The sequence below is a fragment of the Roseovarius sp. MBR-79 genome (assembly GCF_053628555.1).
The window spans coordinates 131,151-148,115 of the sequence record NZ_JBRJGP010000007.1 but is presented as its reverse complement, the minus strand read 5'-3'; the positions used below and the strand labels follow the sequence as shown (position 1 = coordinate 148,115).

Here is a 16,965-nt window from a genome sequence, read left to right as displayed (position 1 = left end):
GCCGGTGCGGGCCAGGAGGAAACCATGACAAAGGGAGGACATGCCTTGTCCGATCAAGACTCTGCTAATGCATATTGGAAAGCCAATCTGCGTCTCATCACATGGAGCCTGGTGGTCTGGGCCCTCGCATCCTTCGGGTTCGGCATCCTGCTGCGCCCGCTGGTCTCGGGGATCGCTATTGGCGGCACCGATCTGGGCTTCTGGTTCGCCCAGCAAGGTTCGATCATCGTATTTCTGATACTGATCTTCAACTACGCGTGGCGCATGAACAAGCTTGATGCCGAACACGGCGTTGAAGAGTAAGGGGGGCAAGACATGGATCAAACGACACTCAACATCATCGTCGTGGGCCTGAGCTTCGCGCTCTATTTCGGCATCGCGATCTGGGCCCGCGCGGGATCGACCGCGGAATTCTACGCTGCCGGGCGCGGCGTGAACCCGATCGTCAACGGCATGGCCACGGCGGCCGACTGGATGTCGGCAGCCTCGTTCATTTCGATGGCGGGTCTCATCGCCTTCGTGGGCTACAACAACTCCACCTTCCTGATGGGCTGGACGGGCGGCTATGTTCTCATGGCCATGCTGCTTGCGCCCTACCTGCGCAAGTTCGGCAAATACACGGTGCCCGAGTTCGTGGGCGACCGCTTCTACAGCAACACCGCCCGCGTTGTGGCCGTGATTGCGCTCATCGTCATGTCGGTGACTTACGTGATCGGTCAGATGGCCGGTGCCGGTGTGGCGTTCTCGCGCTTTCTGGAGGTGGACAACACCACGGGCCTCTTGATCGCGTCGGCGGTGGTGTTCGTCTACGCCGTGCTTGGCGGGATGAAGGGCATCACCTACACGCAGGTGGCGCAATACTGCGTGCTGATCGTCGCCTATACCATCCCGGCGATCTTCATCTCGCTGCAACTGACCGGCGTGTTCCTGCCGCAGATCGGCCTCTTCTCCGAGCATACCGCTTCCGGGCAGCACCTTCTGGTGACGCTTGACGGGCTGCTCAACGATCTGGGCTTCAACGAATACACCTCCGGTTCCAGCCCCTGGCTGATGGCGCTCTTCACCCTGTCGCTGATGATCGGCACCGCGGGCCTTCCGCACGTGATCATCCGCTTCTTCACCGTGCCGCGCGTGGCTGATGCGCGCTGGTCGGCGGGTTGGGCGCTGGTCTTCATCGCGCTTCTGTATCTCACCGCTCCGGCAGTGGGTGCGATGGCGCGCCTGAACATCATGACCACCATGTGGCCGCAGGGCGTGCAGGGCGAGGCCGTTGCGGTCGAGGACCTGCCCGACTGGTTCGAGACCTGGAGCGTGACCGGTCTGCTGGGTGTCGAGGACAAGAACGGCGACGGCAAGATCCAGTACTACAACGAAAAGTCCGAAGCCATGGTGGCGCTTGCCGCCGAGCGTGGCTGGGCGGGCAACGAGCTTGTCACCTTCAACCGTGATATCCTCGTGCTGGCCAACCCCGAAATTGCCGGGCTTCCGGGCTGGGTGATTGCCCTGATCGCCGCCGGTGGTATTGCCGCGGCGCTTTCGACTGCTGCCGGTCTGCTGCTGGCCATCTCCTCGGCCATCAGCCACGACCTGATCAAATCGACGATCAATCCCGGTATTTCGGAAAAAGGCGAGCTTCTGGCCGCCCGTATCTCGATGACGGTGGCGATCATCGTGGCGACCTATCTGGGTCTGAACCCGCCGGGCTTTGCCGCTCAGGTGGTGGCGCTGGCCTTCGGTCTGGCGGCGGCCTCGCTCTTCCCGACGCTGATGATGGGCATCTTCTCCAAGCGCATCAACTCGGCGGGCGCGACGGCCGGTATGCTGGCCGGTCTGATCTCGACCACGCTTTACCTGTTCCTCTACCTGGGCTGGTTCTTCGTCCCCGGAACGAACATGCTGACGCCGGATCAATACCTCTTCGGTATCCCGCCGACCCATTTCGGCCCGATCGGTGCGCTCTTGAACTTCGGCGCCGCCTATCTGGTGTCGAGCATGACGGCAGAACCGCCGCAGGAAATCCAGGACCTCGTCGAAAGCGTGCGTATCCCGCGCGGTGCCGGTGCGGCCACGGGTCACTGAACCAAATGGCGGGGGCGGCATCTGTCGCCCCTGCTTTTCTCCGCCCGCCGATATTTCCGGCAAGACCGGGCGCTTTTAGGTCCTTTTCCAAAACCCGCAGGAGGGAGCCACCCGCGATGGCCAGAACCGAGCCGACGCCCATTACCGCGCTCTGCCGCAACGTGCCGTTCGATGCGCTCTCCGACGGACTGCGCGCCGCGTTGGCCCCGGAACTGACCCGTGTCTGGCTAGCGGCGGGCGAGGTGCTGTTTGCTACCGGCGACGTGCTCAAGGGGTTCTATCTGGTCGAGAGCGGCGCGCTTGATATCGTCACCAGCGGCAGCGAGCCGGTTTCCCGGCGCGGACCCGGCGACATGATGGGTGAGCGCGGATTGCTGCGCGACGGCAGGGCGCAACTCACCGCGCGCGCGGTCGAGGCGACGCAGGTCATCATGGTGCCCGCGGACTGGTTTCTGCGGCTGATCGATGAGGTGCCGGCGCTCGAGCAATGGTTCGCCCGCGCGCGCCCGCTCCGCCATACCGATGACGGGCCCTATGCCACCGGGCTGACGGCGCTTCAGGTCTCGGACCTGATGGCCAAGACGCCCATTACCTGCGCGCCCGAGGCCACCATCACCGATGTGGCGCGCCTGATGCGCGCGCATGTCATCTCCTCCGTGGTGGTGATGGAGGGGACGCGACTGGCGGGCATCATCACCAGCCACGATCTCACCAACAAGGTGCTGGCCGAGGGGCTGTCGGGCGAGATCCCCGTGGCGCAGGTGATGACGCCGGACCCGGTGACCATCGCGCCGACGCAACTGGGTCTCGATGCGCTGATGAAACTTGCCGAACTGGGCGTCAATCACCTGCCGGTGGCGCAGGGCGGGCGTGTGGTGGGGATGATCGGCAAGACCGATCTCTTCCGTCAGCAGGCCGCGACCGCAAGCCATATGGTTGCCGATATCGCCGGGGCCGGATCGGCCGAGGACATGGCGCATGTCATGGACCGCGTGCCCGGCCTTCTGGCGCAACTCGTGCGGGCGGGGGTGAAGCCCGCCTCGATCACCCGCCGCATCACCGATATCACCGATGCGATCACACGGCGGCTTTTGCGGTTGGCCGAGACCGAACTGGGCCCCGCGCCGGTGCCCTGGCTCTGGGCCGCGTGTGGCTCTCAGGGGCGGCGCGAGCAGACCGGCATCAGCGATCAGGACAATTGCCTCATCCTTGACGACGCCTTTGACGCGGACAGGCATGACGGCTATTTCGCCGCGCTGGCGAAATATGTCAGCGACGGGCTGGATACCTGCGGCTTTTTCTACTGCCCCGGCGACATGATGGCCACCAACCCGCGCTGGCGACAGCCGCGCCGGGTGTGGCGCAAATATTTCGCGGGCTGGATTGCGCAGCCCGACAATCAGGCGCAGATGCTGGCGTCGGTCATGTTCGACCTGCGTCCCATCTCGGGCGAGACGGCGCTGTTCGAGAACCTCCAGACCGAGGTGCTCACGGCGGCGCGCAGGAATTCGATCTTCGTCGCCCACATGATCGCCAATTCGCTCAAGCATACGGTGCCTCTGGGCCTCTTCCGGGGCTTTGCGCTGATCCGCTCGGGTGAGCACAAGAACACCATCGACCTCAAGCATTCCGGCGTCGTGCCGGTGGTCGATCTGGGGCGCATCTACGCGCTTCTGGGTGCGATCGAGGCGGCGGGCACGCGCGACCGGATCGAGGCGGGGCGCGCGGCGGGGGTCGTCTCGGAAAGTGGCGCGCATGATCTGCTTGACGCCTACGACCTCATTGCCGAAACCCGGCTACGCCATCAGGCGGCGCAGATCCTGCGCGGCGACGCGCCTGACAATTTCATGAACCCCGCCGACATGTCGGATCTGGAGCGCAATCACCTGCGCGACGCCTTCATGGTCATCAAGACGATGCAATCGGCCGTGGGACAATCCCGAGGGGTGCTGAGCTGACATGTTTTTCGAACTGATCGCGACCTTTGCCGCGGGCATCGGGGCTGCCGCTGCGATTGTTGCCCTGGCGCATCTGACCGGGGGCAGGCTGCCGCGCTATACCGCGCCGGCGGCGGCCGGTCTGGCCATGCTCGCCTATGCGATCTGGTCGGAATACAGCTGGGCCGCGCGGACCGCAGGCGCCTTGCCCGAGGGGGTGGAGGTGCTGGTGGAAATCCCCGAGACCCGCCCGTGGAAGCCCTGGACCCTTGTCGTGCCGCAGGTCACGCGCTTCATGGCGCTTGACCGCGCGGGGGTGCAGAGCAACCCGGAGGCACCCGGCGTGCTTCTGGCCGATGTCTATCTGTTCGCGCGCTGGAACCCGCCCGCGCGACTGCCGCAACTTGTCGATTGCCCCAACCGGGCGCGCGCCGAGGTCTCCGAGGCCGCGCTTGCCGATCTGTCTCAGGCCGCTTGGAGGAGCGCGCCGGAGGATGATCCGCTTTTGGAGGCACTGTGCACATCCTGACCGGGAGAGGAGGCCCGCGATGCCGCAAAAGACCGTTCTGCTCGTCGAGGACGAGGACAATATCGCCCTTGCGCTCACCCATCTGATCGGGCGCGCGGGCTATGCCCTGCGCCGCGTGGCCAGCGGCACCGACGCGATGACAGCACTGGCCGAGGAACGCCCGGATCTGGTTGTGCTGGACGTGATGCTGCCCGGCAAATCGGGTTACGAGGTCTGCCAGCTCATCCGCCGCGATGCGGGATTGCAAGGCGTCAAGGTTCTGATGATCACGGCCGGCGGCGGCGAGATGGAGCGGCGCAAGGGCATGGCCGTGGGGGCCGACGCGTTCATGACCAAGCCGTTCTCGACCGCTGATCTCACGCAAAAGGTCTGTGCGCTTCTGGATGACGGTGCATGATCGAGCGGTTGACAAAGCGCCTCGGCCTACGGCTGCGCTTCGCGCTTTTCTTCGCGGCGCTTGGTCTGGGCGGGGCGGTGCTGATTGGTGCGGCGCTCTGGTTCGGGCATCAGCGCGGTGGCGGGCCTGTCGACGGTTTCGTGATTGGCGGTATGATCGCCGGTCTGGGCGTGCTGGGTCTGTCGGCCTGGATCGGGCTTCTTTTTGATGAGAACGTGGCCAAGCCCATTCTGGCGCTGGCCTCGGATCTGACCACCCGCGCGCGCGCCGATGTGGATTTGCAGATCGACGAAAGCCAGGCCAGGCATCTCAGCACGCTGGCCCCCGCCGCCAATGCGATCAACGCCGCACTTGCGGAGGCGCGCGCCGCGCGGCAACGCGCGGTCGAGCGCGAGACCGCCCGCATCGCCCGCGAGAAGGCGCTGTTCGAGGCGCTCTTCCGCGATCTGGGCGAAGGTGCCGTGGTGGCCACGCCCGACAACCGGGTGATGCTCTACAACCGCATGGCGCAGGAGCTTTTGCCGCAGATCGGGCTTGACCGACCGCTTGACGCGGTGCTGCGTCCCGAGCCGGTGACCGACGCGCTGCGCCGGCTGGAAGAGGCGCGCATTGCGGGCCGCGCCAGTGCCGAGACGTTTCTCGCCGCCTCCACCGATGGCAAGCGGTTCCTTCAGGGCCGTGTCACCCCGATCCTGTCGGATGAGGAACTGTCGGGCCATGTGCTGATCTTCCGGGACGCCACCGACGATCTGCGCGCCCATGCCGAGCAGGCGCATCTTTTCAACACCCTGCTCGAAGGTGTGCGGCGCCCCTCGGGCACCATCGCGGCACTGCTCGATGTGCTGGAAACCGGCGCGGACCTGCCCCCCGAGGCGCGTGCGGGCTTTCGCAAGGGCATCTCCGAGGAGGTCACACGGCTCTTCAAGGTCATCGACAGCATGGCGAACGAACAGGCCGCCGCCACCTCGCGTCGCTGGCCGGTCTCTGCCGTGGCGGCCAGCCATATCTTTGACGCGGTGCGCGCGCGCGAGGCGCTGAGCGTCTCCGCCATGGCCACCGATGCCATGGTGGCCTGCGACGGCTTTGCCATGGCGACGCTGTTCGCGCGGTTGATCGAACGGCTGGGCGAAAGCGGCACGCGCGCGGGCTTCACCCTCGCCGCCGAAACGGACGGCACCGAAACGCGGCTCATCCTTGGCTGGCAGGGCGAGGTTGCCACCGATGGCGAGATCATGGGCTGGCTGTCTGCGCCGCTCTCGCCCGCCTACGGGCATTACTCGGGCCGCGACGCGCTCGACGCGCATCAGACCACGATCTGGGCCGAGGGACAGGGCACCGCGCACCGGATCGTGCTGCCGCTGCCCACGGCCAGCGCGCCGCTTGCCCCCGGTGACGCGCGGCCCGAATTCTACGATTTCAACCTGCCCGCCGCCCCGAGCGCCGAGATGGCCGCGCGCGCCCTGTCCGACCTGAGCTTTGTCGTCTTTGACACCGAGACCACGGGCCTGTCGCCGCGCGGCGGCGACGAGATCGTGCAGATCGCCGGACTGCGCATCGTCAACGGGCGCATCCTGCGCGGCGAAACCTTCGATGCGCTGGTCAATCCGGGCCGCCCGATCCCGCCCGCCTCGACCCGCGTGCACCACATTACCGATGCCATGGTCGAGGGCGCGCCCGATATCCGCGACGTGGGCCAGCGGTTCCACGATTTCTGTCAGGGCGCGGTTCTGGTCGCGCATAACGCGCCCTTCGATCTGGCCTTTCTGCGCCTAAAGGAGCCGGTAATCGGGCGTCGCTTCGACAATCCGGTGCTCTGCACCGTTCTGATGTCGGCGGGGCTGTTTGACCACACCGGACAACACACGCTCGATGCGCTGTGCGCGCGCTTCGGCATCACCATTCCGCCGGAGGCGCGCCATACCGCCATGGGCGACACGGTGGCCACGGCAGAGGTCTTCGTGCGGATGCTGGGGCTTCTGCGCGACAAGGGGGTGACAACCCTCGGCGGTGCCATTGCCGAAGAGGGGCGGATGACCAGGATCCGCAAGGCGCAGGCCTATTGATCCTGTCGGATTGCCGCGTATCGCCATCGGTCCCGGTTTGGGAATACGCGTCCGGGCTGTTGCGCCGACGCCTCCTTGCCTCGCCGCCTTGCGGCGCGGATGGGGGCGGCGCAGGAAGGGGCTTGACCGAATCTCTCTCGCACCGTTTTAGTGACCGCATTATCTGGGGGTACGTACGATGCGAAGCTCTATTTGTGGGGGTCTTTTGGCCCTCTCTGTTTTTTTTGGCGGGACTGTTTTCGGCGGGGCGGTGCAGGCGCAGACCTGCGGGGGCGAGTATACCGTGCAACGTGGCGACAGCCTGTCGCTGATCGCGGACAGCCAATACAAGGATGCGGGCAAGTGGACCGCGATCCATTCGGCCAATATCGACGCCATCGGTCCGAACCCGAACAATATCCGCGTGGGGATGCGGCTTCGGTTGCGTTGCATCGACGGGCTGCCCTCGGGCCTTGCGGGGGGCGCACCGCTGCCTGCGGCGGCGACACAGGCACAGGTCCCCGCGCCGCTGGTCGTGGCGGCCGGGAATGCCGCCACCCGGCGCAAGATCAACATTTTGACAGGTGGTGATTTCTGGCCCTTCACCGACAAGGCCATGCCGGGTGGCGGCATTCTGGCCGAGGTGGTTCAGGCCGCGATGGAGGCCGCCAACCCGCCGCAGGGTTTTGCGATCCACTGGGTCGATGACTGGGCCGCGCATCACGAGCCGCTCTTGTCCAATGCGCTGCTCGATATCGGCTTTCCCTGGTTCAAGCCCGATTGCGCCGCCGACCCCGAGACCTATCGCTGTGCCAACCTGCTCTTCTCGGACTCGATGTTCGAGGTGCTGATGCTGCTTTTCGTGGACAAGAGCCGCCCGTTTGCCTTCAACACCGATGCCGATCTGGCGGGCAAGGTGCTCTGCCGTCCGGCTGGGTATTCCACCTATATCTTCGATCAGCAGGGCCGCAACTGGCTCAAATCCGGGGCGATCACCCTCAAACAGCCCGCCTCGCCGGGCGAGTGCCTGCGCCTGTTGACCGAGGGCGCGGTGGATGGCGTCGTGCTCAACGAATTCCTCGGGCGCGGCAAGATCAAGGAAATGGGACTTCAGGATCGTGTGGTGGTGGCACAAGGGCAGCCCATCTCGATCGACGGCAATCACATGGTGGTGCACAAGTCGCACCCCGATGGCCCCGCGCTTCTGGCGGTATTCGAAGAGGGGCTGGCGAAGATCAAGACCGACGGCACCTACCGGCAGATCATCGACGCGCATATGAGCCGCGTCTGGGCGGAGTTCTGAGGTGAGGCGCGCGGACAGGTTTGCGGCGCTTGGTGCCCTCATCTTGCTGGCGCTGCCGGGGGCGGCGCTGGCGCTCTGCGACGTGACCTATCGTGTGCAGCCGGGCGACACGCTGCGTTCGGTCGCGGCGGCGCATTACGAGAACGACGACCTGTGGACGCTGATCTACTATGCCAATCAGCGCGCGCTTGTCGGGCAGGTCGAGACACTGGCACCCGGCACCGAGATCGAGATCCCCTGTCCGGCCGAGGAGACGCGCCCCGACCCCACGCCGCTGGTGCAGAAGGGCGCGGAGATGACCCTTTTGACGGGTGGCAATTTCGCGCCTTTCACCGACCGCACCTGGCCCGGCGGCGGGCTGGTGACGGAACTGGTCAACGCGGCGCTGGAAATGGCCCCGTCGCCCGTGCCCTACGAGATTGTGTGGGAGGATGACCGGTCACAGCACCTTAGCCCGATCCTGTCGGAGAAGCGTCATGACATGGGGTTTCCCTGGCTCAAGCCCGATTGCGCCAGCAGCCCCGATGATCTCCGCTGCTCAGGGTTTCATTTTTCCGAGCCGCTGATCGACCTGCCGATCATGCTGTTCAAGCGCGCGGACAGCCCGCTCACATACGAGAGCGATGCCGATGTGTCAGGCGTGCGGCTCTGCCGACCGGCGGGCGAGGCGACGCATGATCTGGATCGTGCCGACCGGCGCTGGCTGTCGCAGGGGGTGGTGACGCTGGTGCAGCCCGAGGGCCCCGAGGCCTGTTTCGCGGCGCTGATGGCGGGGGATGTGGACGCGGTGGCCGTTGACGTGTTTCTGGGCGCGTCAAAGGTGGTCTCGATGGGGCTGCGCGGGCAGGTTGTGCCGCTTGAGCGGCCGCTCTCGCGCGACACGCTGCATGTGGTGATTTCCAAGAGCCACTGGCGCGGCACGACCCATCTCTACCGGATCAACGCGGGGCTGGCCCGGTTGCGCGAGAGCGGGCGCCATGCCGAGATCGTGCAGCGGCATCTGGCGATCTTCTGGGAGCGGTTGAACGAGGGGTAGGGGGCGTTGCAAGCTCGAATGCCGTCGCCCAAAGACGCTACGAACTGGGCGTCAGCGTGGTTGCTGCCTTTGGCCTGAAGGGGACATTGGTGGAGCCGCGCATCGACGGGCCGCGGTGCGGCGATCCAACGTTCGTTTGGCAGCGCTTTATCTCGCCAAATCCGAAAAACCTCTTGGCATGGCGCAAGCGGCAGCCAAATCGCCGTGCCGGGGGGCGGCCCGGCGATGCGCGGCGGCGTGCAAGCACGCCTTGATTCCGCGCAGGGGACAGACGGCCAATGTCAGCAACAGGCCAAACCGGCCCCGTCACAGCCCCTCGAACGCGCAGAGCGTGTGCACGTCCATCCCCATCCCGGCAAGCCGCGCGTGCCCGCCAAGCCCGGGCAGGTCGACGATGAAGGCGCAGCCGATGATCTCTCCGCCCAGCCGCTCGATCAGCCGGATACCCGCCGCCGCCGTGCCGCCGGTAGCCAGAAGGTCATCGACCAGAAGCACCCGTTCGCCTGCCGCGATGGCATCGTCGTGGATTTCGACCACCGCCTCGCCATATTCGAGGTGATACTCCTCCGAGATCACCGCGCCGGGCAGCTTGCCCTTCTTGCGGATGGGAACGAACCCGACTGAGAGCTGATGCGCGATGGCCCCGCCAAGGATGAAGCCGCGCGCCTCAAGCCCGGCCACCTTGTCGATGCGCACCCCGGCCCACGGGTGGAGCATCTGGTCGATGGCCATGCGAAAACCGCGCGGATCGGCGAAAAGCGTGGTCACGTCGCGGAAAAGGATCCCCTCATGCGGGAAATCGACGATGGTGCGGATATAGTCCTGAACGGTCTTTTGCGGGGGCATCGCGGCTCTCCGGGCGGTTGCGCATCGCTTCTGCCGCAGGGGCGCGATGTGCGCAAGGGCTCAGAGCCCGCCGCGATAGTCGGCGATGGCCTGCGTCAGCGCGCTGACCGCGTAGAGCGTCACCGCGAATACCACGACGCAGAGCCCGAAATTGAGCGCCGATTGCGCAAGGCGGCCTGCGCGCCCCGGCGGGTTGCCGAGAAAGGCAATCTCGGGACGCAAAAGGAACCGCGAGGCGATATAGCCGAAAAGCAGCACCGACAGCACCCAATAGGTGACGTGCAGGATGAGGATGTCATGGGCGCGGGACAGGTAGCTCGCGAAACCCACCACCAGAACCCAGCGGATGACCTGGAAAATCTCGTCTGTCACCGCCTCGAACTGGCGGCCCATGGCGTAGCGCCATGTCTGGTCGGTGAGTTTGTCGGTGAGGCGTGTCATGCCTACTTGATGGGGCCTCTTCGCGCGCGCGTCCAGAGATGTGACAGCGCGCGCGCGCGAGTGTGAAGGCGCGCGCGCTCAATTCGCGCGGGCGCGCGCCGGGTCCCAGGCGGCAAGCACGCCGGAATTGTCGTCGCTGTCGTATTCGTAGAGCGTTTCTTCGGTTACGCCGGGGATGCGCGCAAAGGCGTCGGCGGTCTTTTTGGGAAACCAGGATGTGCTGACCTTGCCGGGGAAAAGCTCGGCCAGGATCTTCGATGTGGCCAATGAGCAGGCGGCATTGGGCACCGGCCCCGCCGCCTCGGCCAGCCGGATCGCCTTGGCGGCCAGTTCCGGCGTGACATCGAGCCGCTGGATGCGGACATGGAAGGTCTCGCGCGCGTGGTAGCGGGTATAGACATCCGCCACTTTGGGCGTGATGCCGTAGAGCACATCGTTGCGCTCGGGAACCGTGCGCAGGTTGTTGAAAGAGCCTGCGGGATCGAAGATGACACGCTGCGCGCCGTTTATCATCAATGCGGTATGCGCGCCCGATCCGTTGTTGTTGTTTATCATCGTGAAGAGTGTGAGGTTGGGCGGCCCGTCATGACGATAGGCGGCGCGCGTCACCTCCTCATCGCTCGACCAGACCGATTCGGCGGCGCAGCCTGCAAGGGCAAGGACGGCGCAGAGCGCCAGCAAGAACGACCGCATGGCTGCCTCCGGTTCGGGAATTCAGCCGTTGACCAGCGCGAGAAAGATCAGAAAGCCGATGATGCCCACCACCGACCACATGGTCCACTTGATGAAGCCCTCAAAGGTCTTTTCCTGAACGGTGATGTCCATTTCGCCATGCTTGTGCTCGGCCATGTCGCGCGGTCCTTCTGTTCGTCCGGTATGAGTTGGAGCCGTGATTACCGTATTTGTCGTGCCCTGTCACGGCCCAACCTGACGCAGCTTCACCCCCGTTCGAGATCCTGCGCGAGGCGAAAGCCGATCCGTGTGGGCGGGGCCTCTTCGGCCTGTTTGGGCAGGGCGCGCAGCATCACCGAAAGCTGGCTCACATGCTGCACAAGCTGGGTGCGCATCCCCATCTGGTCCTGGCCGTAGAAGGTCACGATATCGGGGTCGAAATACCCCATGCCCTCGATGCGCAGCGTCCCCGCGTCCGATCCGGCAAAGCCCATGGCCACCTCGTGCGCCTCGTCGAGGGTTTTCTCGAAGTTGCCGATATAGAGGATGAGCCGCTCATAGGCCCATTGCGCGGGGCTTTTCTGATCGACCGGGGTTTGGGGCAGGGATTTGGCCGCCTCCTCCATGCAGGGCTGGCCGGGGGTTGCGTGAACCTCGTGGCAGCGGGGCATGGCCGCGTTTTCGGCCAGTTCCGCCGATGTCTGGATCTGGTCACTCATGCGCGCCCCTCCCGTTACCGCACCTGCCAGAGCCACGCGCCATCCTTGCGCCGCCAGCGCCTGACCGCGCCAGCGTGCAGGAGGTGGTTGAGATGCGCAACCGATTCCACCAGCGCAAGCCCGTAGGTGCCCGCGTCGATCCTGCGCCGGAACAGCAGCGGAAAGCAGTCGGCGGCGGTGTGCGGCTCCTCGAGAAACGCGCGCAGCCGCCCGAGCGCCGCCTCGTGATTCTCCCGGAGTTGCCGCATCCGTAGCGGCAGGCCGGTAAAGGGCAGCTTGTGCCCCGGCAGGACAAGGTGATCCTCGCGCGCATGCGGAGCAAGCCGGTCGCAGGCGGCGAACCACTCGGCCAGCGGATCGGCCTCGGGCTCGGTCGGATAGACGCCGATATTGGGGCTGATGCCGGGCAGGATCTGGTCGCCCGCGATCACGAGCCGATCCTCGCGCGACCAGAGCGTGAGGTGGTCGGGCGCGTGCCCGCCGCCCAGCCGCACGTCCCAGTCACGACCACCCGCGCGGATCACCTCGCCGTCAACAATCCGGCGATAGCCCACGGGGATGGGCGCGCAGGTATCGGCAAAATTATAGGGCCGCTCGCGGCGTCGCGCCTCGAATATCTCGGGGTCCATGCCGCCCGCGCGGGAAAAGTCGAGCGCCTGCGGCGTCGGTGTCTCCTCGACATCGAGGATGAGCATCCGCGCCATGAGCCAGCTTGTCCGCGTGGCCCAGAGCGCGGCCCCGAACCGCGCCATGAACCAGCCCGCCATGCCGACGTGGTCGGGGTGGTGATGGGTAAGGATGACGCGCCCAACGGGCTTGCCGCGCAGGGGACCCGCGAGGATCGTCTCCCAGAGCGCGACCGCGCGCCGCGAATGGATGCCGGTATCCACGATGGTCCAGCTCTCGCCCTCGTCGAGCGCGTAGACATTGACGTGATCGAGCACCATCGGCAGCGGCAGGCGCAGCCAGAGCAGGCCGGGGGCCACTTCGGTGGCCTCGCCCTCGGGCGGCGGGGCCTCCCACGGGTGATGGATGAGCGCGCCGCCGTCCATCATCAGGCGGCGAAATCCGCGTCGTCCAGCGCGTAGAGATCGCCCGCGCCGCCCGTGGCATGGGCAAAATGGCCGATATGCTCGGGCAGAAGCCGGGTGATGTAGAACCGCGCCAGCCGCGTGCGCGGTCCGGTGCCGCCCTCGGCCAACGCGGCCTTGAGGTGGAAATGCGCGCCCAGAACGCGGGCAAAGCCGCGCAGATAGGGGATGGCACCCGCGAAACGCTCGGTCATGTCGGTCTGTGCAAGCATCCAGTCGGTCGTCTCGCGCAGGGTTTCCGCGGCCTGCCAGAGCTTGCCCGCCAGATCGGGCAGGGCCGCGCGCGCCCCCTCGGCCATGGCCTCGATCTCGTCGATCAGGGCAAAGGCCGCGTCGCCCCCGTCCATGAGCTTGCGACCGACAAGATCCATCGCCTGAATCCCGCTCGTGCCCTCGTAGATCGCGGTCACGCGCACGTCGCGCAGATACTGCGCCGCGCCGGTCTCTTCGATAAAGCCCATGCCGCCATGCACCTGAACGCCGATATCCGCAACCGCGATGCCGGTCTCGGTGCCGAACACCTTGGCAAGCGGGGTCAGCAGCGCCGCGCGCGCGCGCCAGCGCGGCGCGGCGGTGGCGGTCTGCATGTCGATGGCCTGCGCGCAGGCAAGGGCGATGGCGCGCGCGGCAAAGGTCTCGGCGCGCATGGTGGCGAGCATCCGGCGCACATCGGCATGACCAAGGATCGCGCCGCCGCTTGCCCCGTTCGCCGTGCGTCCCTGACGGCGCTCGCGCGCATAGGCCAGCGCGTGCTGCGTCGCCCCCTCGGCCACACCCACGCCCTGACCGCCGACGCCGAGGCGGGCGTTGTTCATCATGGTGAACATGGCGCGCATCCCGTCATGTTCGTGCCCCACCAGCCAGCCGGTGGCCCCGTCATATTGCATCACCGCCGTGGGGCTGCCGTGCAGGCCCATCTTGTGCTCGAGGCTGACCACGTTCAGTGCATTGCGCGTGCCGGGATTGCCGTTTTCGTCGGGGATGAATTTCGGCACCAGAAAGAGGCTGATCCCCTTGGTGCCCGCCACGCCATCGGGCAGCCGCGCCAGCACGAGATGGCAGACGTTTTCGGTGAAATCGTTGTCACCCCACGAGATATAGATTTTCTGCCCGGTGATGGCATAGGTCCCATCGCCGTTCGGCTCGGCCTTGCTGCGCAGCGCGCCGACATCCGATCCCGCCTGCGGCTCGGTCAGGTTCATCGTGCCGGCCCAGTCGCCGCTCACCAGTTTGGGCAGGTAGAGCGCCTTCAGGGCGTCGCTGGCGTGATGCTCGAGCGCCTCGATCTGGCCTTGCGTCATCAAGGGGGCCAATTGCAGCGACAGGCATGCGGCCGACATCATCTCGTTGACGGCGGTGGTCAGAACCATCGGCAGGCCCATGCCGCCATGCTCGGGGCTGGCCGCGATCGAGACCCAGCCGCCCGTCGCGATGGCGCGGTAGCCCTCGGCGAAACCGGGAGAGGTGCGCACAACGCCGTTTTCCAACCGCGCGGGGTGCAGATCGCCGCTGCGTTGCAAGGGTGCCATGACCTCTTCGCACAGGCGCGCGGCCTCATGCAGGATGGCGGCCGTCATGTCGGGCGTGGCCTCGGCAAAACGCTCGGTGGCGGCGACCTCGGGCAGGCCGACGATGTGATCGAAGAGGAAGAGATACTCGTCCACCGGGGCACGATAGGGCATGGATACCTCCTATGGGGCAGGCGCGGCTTGGCAGGAGGGCCGCGTCACGTTATGGGCTTAACCTTCGGGACAAGGGTAATCAACCGCAACGCACAGGCAACCGGAACGCCGCGTCAGGTCAGGGGTCGTAAATGCCGATTGCAACCGAATTATTGCAGGCCGACCCGGCGGGGCTTGTGGCGGCGGCCGCGATCTGGCGCGCGGGCGGGCTGGTCGCGCTGCCGACCGAGACGGTTTACGGCCTTGGGGCCGATGCGCGCGACGATCTGGCGGTGGCGCGGATTTTCGAGGCCAAGGGGCGGCCCCGGTTCAACCCGCTCATCGTCCATCTGGCCGATGTGGCGGCGGCGCAGGACCTGGTTATTTGGTCGGATGCCGCCGAGCGGCTTGCCTCGGCCTTCTGGCCGGGGCCGCTGACACTGGTGCTGCCGTTGCGGGGCGGCGCGGGGATTTCGCCACTGGTGACGGCGGGTCTCGGGACCTTGGCGCTGCGGGTGCCCGCGCATCCGGTGGCGCGGCGCGCGCTCTCGGCCTTCGGCGGGCCGGTCGCGGCCCCCTCTGCCAACCCCTCGGGGCGAATCAGCCCGACCACGGCAGACCATGTGCTGGCAGGGCTCGGGGGCCGGATCGAGGCGGTGATCGACGGCGGGCCTTGCGCCGTGGGGGTTGAATCGAGCATCGTTGGCCTCTCGGGCGCGCCCGTGCTCTTGCGACCCGGTGGCGTGTCGCTCGAGGCGCTGGAGGCCAGATTGGGCGCGCCGCTGGCGCGGCATCAGGCGGGCGATCCGCTCACCGCGCCGGGGCAGATGGCCTCGCATTACGCGCCGGGGGCACGGGTGCGGCTCGGGGTCCTGGCGGCCGGTGCGGGCGAGGTGATGCTGGGGTTCGGCCCGGTGGCGGGCGATCTCAACCTCTCGGCTGCGGGCGATCTGCGCGAGGCGGCGGCCAATCTCTTTCACCACCTGCACGCGCTCGATGCCATGGGGGCGACGGGGATCGCCGTGGCGCCGATCCCGGAAGCGGGGCTGGGGCGCGCGATCAACGACCGGCTGCGGCGCGCCGCCGCGCCGCGATAGGGGGCGCTGCCCCCGTCGCGCATCCGCGCGACTCCCCCGGGATATTTCAGGCCAGAAGAAGCGCGGGGCTAGCCGAGAAGGGCGAGGCCGCCGAAAAGCGTGAGCGCGCCGGACGCGATGGCCAGCACAACGTTGCGCGTGGCATAACCGATCACCAGCGTCACCCCCGCCGCGACAAGGCGCGCGGGATCGGGCGCGCCGTCGGTGGCCGCAGGCCAGAGCGTGAGCGGTGCAACGAGCGCCGGGATGAGTGCCACCGCCGTGTAGCGCAAATGCCGCAAGAGCCAGGCGGGCATGGGCCGGTCACCCACCAGCCCCAGAAACACGAAGCGCAGGGCGAAGGTGCCGATCCCGAGTGCTGCGATGAAAAGCCAGAGATCGCGCCCCTCGATCATGGCTGGCGCGCCGCCTTGCGCCGCTCGAGCATCACCTCGGCCTGCGCGCCGGTCATCATCCCCGCAAGCCCCGCGATCAGCAGCCCGACATTATAGGGCAGCCCGGCGGCGAGCAGCGCCACCGCCACCGACACAAGCGCCGCCGCGACATGGGCGGGCGTGCGCAGCATCGGCCCGATCATCGCCAGAAAGGTGATGGGCAGTGCGAAGTCGAGCGCCATCGCCTCGGGGATCCGGTCGCCGATCAGCGCGCCCAGAAGGGTGAAGAGATACCAGAGCGGACAGATCGGCGTGACCACGCCGAAATAATAGGTCATCCGCTCGGGCACGGACCAGCGCGGATGGTTCTCATAGGCGAAATAGGAAACAGTGTAACTCTGATCGACCATGAAATAGGCGGCGAACGCGCGTTGCCAGAGCGGGGCCGCGCCGAGGTAAGGCGTGAGAGAGGCCGAATACATCGCCATGCGCAGGTTGACCGCCAGCGCCGAGACGAGCGCGACCAGCGCGGGCGCGCCGTCGCTCAGGAGTTGCACGGCGGTGAATTGCGCGGCCCCCGCGATCACGAGGACCGAAAACCCCATGACCTCGGAGAGGTTCAACCCCGCCTCGGTGCCGACCACGCCGAAAAGGAGCGAGAAGGGCACCACCACCAGCACGAAGGGTGCGCCGTCGCGCACGCCTTGCCAATAGAGGGATTTGGTGGTTTGCCTTGACACG

18 protein-coding genes are annotated in these 16,965 nt (G+C 66.6%); 9 read left to right on the top strand and 9 right to left on the bottom strand.

Going from position 1 to position 16,965, the window contains the following annotated elements; all coding sequences use genetic code 11:
* The first annotated feature begins 24 nt into the window (after nucleotides 1-24).
* The 8 genes from ACSSV8_RS09300 to ACSSV8_RS09265 all read left to right on the top strand — a co-directional run bounded on the left by ACSSV8_RS09300 (nucleotide 25) and on the right by ACSSV8_RS09265 (nucleotide 9,323).
* Nucleotides 25-303: a DUF4212 domain-containing protein gene (locus tag ACSSV8_RS09300; RefSeq protein WP_454282243.1), complete on the top strand. Its 279-nt coding sequence runs from the start codon at nucleotides 25-27 to the stop codon at nucleotides 301-303.
* Nucleotides 304-315: 12 nt separating this feature from the next.
* A complete protein-coding gene (locus ACSSV8_RS09295; RefSeq protein ID WP_454282242.1) occupies nucleotides 316-2,079 on the top strand; it encodes a sodium:solute symporter family protein in 1,764 nt (587 codons plus the stop codon).
* A 116-nt stretch (nucleotides 2,080-2,195) separates the two neighbouring features.
* Nucleotides 2,196-4,037 (top strand): DUF294 nucleotidyltransferase-like domain-containing protein, encoded by a 1,842-nt coding sequence (locus ACSSV8_RS09290; protein ID WP_454282241.1) that lies wholly within the window; start codon nucleotides 2,196-2,198, stop codon nucleotides 4,035-4,037.
* Between the two features lies 1 nt (nucleotide 4,038).
* Complete coding sequence (locus ACSSV8_RS09285) at nucleotides 4,039-4,545, top strand: hypothetical protein (protein WP_354537958.1); 507 nt, start codon at nucleotides 4,039-4,041, stop codon at nucleotides 4,543-4,545.
* A 19-nt stretch (nucleotides 4,546-4,564) separates the two neighbouring features.
* Entirely contained in the window at nucleotides 4,565-4,942 is a 378-nt protein-coding gene (locus tag ACSSV8_RS09280) for a response regulator transcription factor (protein ID WP_354537957.1), read from the top strand.
* A complete protein-coding gene (locus ACSSV8_RS09275; protein WP_454282240.1) occupies nucleotides 4,939-7,005 on the top strand; it encodes an exonuclease domain-containing protein in 2,067 nt (688 codons plus the stop codon). The genes ACSSV8_RS09280 and ACSSV8_RS09275 overlap by 4 nt, the downstream gene beginning before the upstream one ends.
* A gap of 205 nt (nucleotides 7,006-7,210) precedes the next feature.
* On the top strand, nucleotides 7,211-8,287 hold the full coding sequence (locus ACSSV8_RS09270; RefSeq protein ID WP_454282239.1) for a LysM peptidoglycan-binding domain-containing protein: 1,077 nt from the start codon (nucleotides 7,211-7,213) through the stop codon (nucleotides 8,285-8,287).
* A gap of 1 nt (nucleotide 8,288) precedes the next feature.
* Nucleotides 8,289-9,323, top strand: a complete 1,035-nt coding sequence (locus ACSSV8_RS09265) for an ABC transporter substrate-binding protein (protein WP_454282238.1) — start codon at nucleotides 8,289-8,291, stop codon at nucleotides 9,321-9,323.
* A gap of 306 nt (nucleotides 9,324-9,629) precedes the next feature.
* On the opposite strand, the gene ACSSV8_RS09260 is transcribed toward ACSSV8_RS09265, so the two are convergent.
* The 7 genes from ACSSV8_RS09260 to ACSSV8_RS09230 form a co-directional block, all read right to left on the bottom strand.
* Nucleotides 9,630-10,169: an adenine phosphoribosyltransferase gene (locus ACSSV8_RS09260; RefSeq protein WP_454282237.1), complete on the bottom strand. Its 540-nt coding sequence runs from the start codon at nucleotides 10,167-10,169 to the stop codon at nucleotides 9,630-9,632.
* 60 nt (nucleotides 10,170-10,229) lie between these two features.
* The gene (locus ACSSV8_RS09255) at nucleotides 10,230-10,610 is read right to left on the bottom strand and encodes a hypothetical protein (RefSeq protein WP_454282236.1); all 381 of its coding nucleotides are present in this window, start codon (nucleotides 10,608-10,610) and stop codon (nucleotides 10,230-10,232) included.
* A gap of 78 nt (nucleotides 10,611-10,688) precedes the next feature.
* Nucleotides 10,689-11,303 carry a hypothetical protein gene (locus ACSSV8_RS09250; protein ID WP_454282235.1) on the bottom strand — a complete coding sequence of 205 codons (615 nt, stop codon included), beginning with the start codon at nucleotides 11,301-11,303 and terminating at the stop codon, nucleotides 10,689-10,691.
* A gap of 21 nt (nucleotides 11,304-11,324) precedes the next feature.
* On the bottom strand, nucleotides 11,325-11,459 hold the full coding sequence (locus ACSSV8_RS09245; protein ID WP_354537950.1) for an aa3-type cytochrome c oxidase subunit IV: 135 nt from the start codon (nucleotides 11,457-11,459) through the stop codon (nucleotides 11,325-11,327).
* Nucleotides 11,460-11,548: 89 nt separating this feature from the next.
* Nucleotides 11,549-12,001, bottom strand: a complete 453-nt coding sequence (locus tag ACSSV8_RS09240; RefSeq protein ID WP_354537949.1) for a DUF6173 family protein — start codon at nucleotides 11,999-12,001, stop codon at nucleotides 11,549-11,551.
* 14 nt (nucleotides 12,002-12,015) lie between these two features.
* Nucleotides 12,016-13,053, bottom strand: a complete 1,038-nt coding sequence (locus ACSSV8_RS09235; protein WP_454282282.1) for an MBL fold metallo-hydrolase — start codon at nucleotides 13,051-13,053, stop codon at nucleotides 12,016-12,018.
* 2 nt (nucleotides 13,054-13,055) lie between these two features.
* A complete protein-coding gene (locus ACSSV8_RS09230) occupies nucleotides 13,056-14,774 on the bottom strand; it encodes an acyl-CoA dehydrogenase (protein WP_454282234.1) in 1,719 nt (572 codons plus the stop codon).
* 131 nt (nucleotides 14,775-14,905) lie between these two features.
* Here ACSSV8_RS09230 and ACSSV8_RS09225 point away from each other — a divergent pair, with 131 nt between their 5' ends.
* On the top strand, nucleotides 14,906-15,850 hold the full coding sequence (locus ACSSV8_RS09225; RefSeq protein WP_454282233.1) for an L-threonylcarbamoyladenylate synthase: 945 nt from the start codon (nucleotides 14,906-14,908) through the stop codon (nucleotides 15,848-15,850).
* A gap of 68 nt (nucleotides 15,851-15,918) precedes the next feature.
* Here ACSSV8_RS09225 and ACSSV8_RS09220 read toward each other — a convergent pair whose 3' ends face one another.
* A complete protein-coding gene (locus tag ACSSV8_RS09220; protein ID WP_354537946.1) occupies nucleotides 15,919-16,245 on the bottom strand; it encodes an AzlD domain-containing protein in 327 nt (108 codons plus the stop codon).
* The gene (locus tag ACSSV8_RS09215) at nucleotides 16,242-16,964 is read right to left on the bottom strand and encodes an AzlC family ABC transporter permease (RefSeq protein ID WP_354537945.1); all 723 of its coding nucleotides are present in this window, start codon (nucleotides 16,962-16,964) and stop codon (nucleotides 16,242-16,244) included. The genes ACSSV8_RS09220 and ACSSV8_RS09215 overlap by 4 nt, the downstream gene beginning before the upstream one ends.
* Between the last annotated feature and the right edge of the window lies 1 nt (nucleotide 16,965).